This is a genomic window from Nonomuraea basaltis (assembly GCF_005893125.1).
Lineage (GTDB): Bacteria > Actinomycetota > Actinomycetes > Streptosporangiales > Streptosporangiaceae > Nonomuraea > Nonomuraea basaltis.
Genome location: NZ_VCJS01000479.1, coordinates 1 through 2997, shown reverse-complemented (window position 1 = coordinate 2997; position 2997 = coordinate 1). Strand labels below are relative to the sequence as shown.

Annotated in this window: 3 protein-coding genes; all 3 read left to right on the top strand. The window is 66.7% G+C overall.

Going from position 1 to position 2997, the window contains the following annotated elements; genetic code table 11:
• The first annotated feature begins 171 nt into the window (after positions 1-171).
• Entirely contained in the window at positions 172-936 is a 765-nt protein-coding gene (locus EJK15_RS68610; protein ID WP_138720822.1) for an ABC transporter ATP-binding protein, read from the top strand.
• A 9-nt stretch (positions 937-945) separates the two neighbouring features.
• A complete protein-coding gene (locus EJK15_RS68605) occupies positions 946-1707 on the top strand; it encodes an ABC transporter permease (RefSeq protein ID WP_138720821.1) in 762 nt (253 codons plus the stop codon).
• A 127-nt stretch (positions 1708-1834) separates the two neighbouring features.
• A partial coding sequence (locus EJK15_RS68600) for a cytochrome P450 (RefSeq protein ID WP_138720820.1) occupies positions 1835-2997 on the top strand: 1163 nt, incomplete at its 3' end.

The window sequence follows — 2997 nt, the reverse complement described above, 5'->3', positions numbered from 1 at the left end:
GGACGGAACCCCGATCCGCGAGATCTTCGGAGAAGACCCCGTGGAGTTCGTCGAGGCGTTCATGCAGAGCTACTCCATGGGGAGCTACATCCGCCGGGAGCGAGAACGCTTCACCAGCGCCATCGAGCGCGCCGCCGGCGAGAACACCACGACAAAGGACAGGACAGACTGATGACGACACAGCAAGCTGCGGCGATCCAGGTGCAGGGCCTGGAGAAGTCGTACAAGGAACTGCAGGTGCTGCGCGGCGTGGACTTCGACGTGGCGCGCGGCAGCATCTTCGCCCTGCTCGGCTCCAACGGGGCGGGCAAGACCACGGTCGTGAAAATCCTGTCCACGCTGCTCAAGGCCGACGCGGGCACGGCCGGCGTCAACGGCTTCGACGTCGCCACGCAGGCCGCGAACGTGCGCGAGTCGATCAGCCTCACCGGGCAGTTCGCCGCCGTGGACGAGATCCTCAGCGGGCGGGAGAACCTCATACTGGTCGCCCGGCTGCGGCACCTCAAGAATCCGGGCACGATCGCGGATGAGCTGCTCGCCCGCTTCTCGCTCACCGACGCGGGCGGACGGAAGGTCGCGACGTACTCCGGTGGTATGCGCCGCCGCCTGGACATCGCGATGAGCCTCATCGGGAATCCGCCGGTCATCTTCCTCGACGAGCCGACCACCGGGCTCGACCCCCAGGCCCGCATCGAGGTGTGGCAGGCCGTCAAGGAACTCGCCGGCCGCGGCACAACGGTGCTGCTCACCACGCAGTACCTGGACGAGGCCGAACAACTCGCCGACCGGATCGCGATCCTCCACGAGGGCCGGATCATCGTCAACGGCACCCTGGACGAGCTCAAGCAACTGCTCCCGCCCGCCAAGGTCGAATACATCGAAAAGCAGCCGACCCTCGAGGACGTCTTCCTCACCCTCGTCGGCACGAAGGCATAAGGAATAACGATGACCAAGCATTTCTTCGGCGACACCGCCACCCTGTTAGGACGATCCCTGCGCCACATCACGCGCAGCCCGGACACCATCATCACGACCGCGATCATGCCGATCGCCATGATGCTGATGTTCGTCTACGTGTTCGGCGGCGCGATCAGAACAGGGTCGGATTCGTATGTGAATTACATGCTGCCCGGCATCCTGCTCATCACGGTCGCCTCGGGCATCGCCTACACCGCGTACCGGCTGTTCATGGACATGAAGGGCGGCATCTTCGAGCGCTTCCAGTCCATGCCGATCGCCCGCTCGTCCGTGCTGTGGGCGCACGTGCTGACCTCGCTGGTCGCCAATCTGATCTCGCTCGTGGTCGTGACGCTCGTGGCCCTGCTCATGGGCTTCCGCTCCTCGGCAGGAGTGCTGGCGTGGCTGTCGGTGGCAGGCATCCTGATCCTGTTCACCCTGGCGTTGACCTGGATCGCCGTCATCCCCGGTCTGTCGGCCAAGACCATGGAAGGTGCGAGCGCGTTCTCCTACCCGCTCATCTTCCTGCCCTTCCTCAGCTCGGCTTTCGTGCCCACCGACACCATGCCCGGCCCGCTGCGCGTTTTCGCCGAGAACCAGCCGGTGACCTCCATCGTCAACGCCATCCGCGCCCTGTTCACCGAGCAGCCGGTCGGCACCGACATCTGGATCGCCCTGGCCTGGTGCGTCGGCATCCTCATCGTCGCCTACGTCTTCGCCATGACCACCTACCGCCGCAAGATCTCCTGACCTCTGCTGGACGAGCCTGTCCTGGCCCAGATCAGCGCGCCGGACAGGTAGATCGCGGCGCGCCGGCCGCGCCGCCCTTCACCGCAGCTCTCAGGAGAGCACGTACTCCAGCGAAATGAGGAAAGTCATGAACGAATCCCTTCACACCGTCGAGACGATGCCGACCGCGCGTCAGCCCGGCTGTCCCTTCGACCCACCCAAAGAGCTTGTCCAGGCCCGCGAGCACAGCCCGATCAGCCGCTTCCCCTTCCCCGACGGACACCAGGGCTGGCTGGTCACCGGCTACGACCTGATCCGATCGATCCTGGCCGACCCACGGTTCAGCTCGCGCAAGGAGCTCATGCGCCACCACCCGCTGGTCGACTACGGTGACATCGAGGTTCCCCCGGCGCCGCCCGGCGAGTTCCTCCTCATGGACGAGCCCCAGCACAGCCGCTACCGCAAACCGCTGGTGGGCAAGTTCACCGTCCGGCGGATGCGGCTGCTCACCGAGCGCGTCGAGCAGGTCACCGCCGAGCACCTGGACGCCATGGAGAAGGCCGGCCCGCCGACCGACCTGGTGACCGCGTTCGCCAAACCCATCCCCGCCATCATCATCTGCGAACTGCTCGGCGTGCCGTACGAGGACCGGGGCTCCTTCCAGGACAACATCGACAAGTTCCTCGGCGGCGAGGTCGGCGACGAGGAACTGATCGCCGCCTACACCGCGACCCAGACCTACCTCGCCGAACTGGTGGCCGCCAAGCGCGCCAACCCCACCGACGACGTACTCAGCGACCTGCTCGACAGCGACCTGACCGACGAGGAACTGCAGGGGATGGCCCTGATCCTGCTGTCGGCCGGGTTCGACACCACCGCCAACATGCTGGCGCTGGGCACCTTCGCGCTGCTGCAGAACCCGGACCAGCTCGCCGCGCTGCGCGCCGACCCGGCGCTCACCGACAAGGCCGTGGAAGAGCTGCTGCGCTACCTGAGCGTCGCCAAGCAGTTCGCGAGGGTCGCGCTGGAGGACATCGAACTGGGCGGCCACACCATCACGGCCGGCACGACGGTCATCCTGTCCCTCAACACCGCCAACCGCGATCCCGAGCGCTTTCCCAACCCTCACGTGCTCGACGTACGCAGGCAGGACGGCGGGCACCTGGCCTTCAGCCACGGCATCCACCAGTGCCTGGGCCAGCAGCTCGCCCGCGTCGAAATGCGCGCCGCGCTCCCCGCACTGCTCAACCGCTTCCCCACACTGCGCCTGGCCGTGCCGGCCGAAGAGGTCCCCCTGCGCCCGGAGACCGC

Bases quoted from the DNA above. Each gene is read 5' to 3' on its own strand.
- EJK15_RS68610 (WP_138720822.1), top strand. From the start codon at position 172: ATGACGACACAGCAAGCTGCGGCGATCCAGGTGCAGGGCCTGGAGAAG.
- EJK15_RS68605 (WP_138720821.1), top strand. From the start codon at position 946: ATGACCAAGCATTTCTTCGGCGACACCGCCACCCTGTTAGGACGATCC.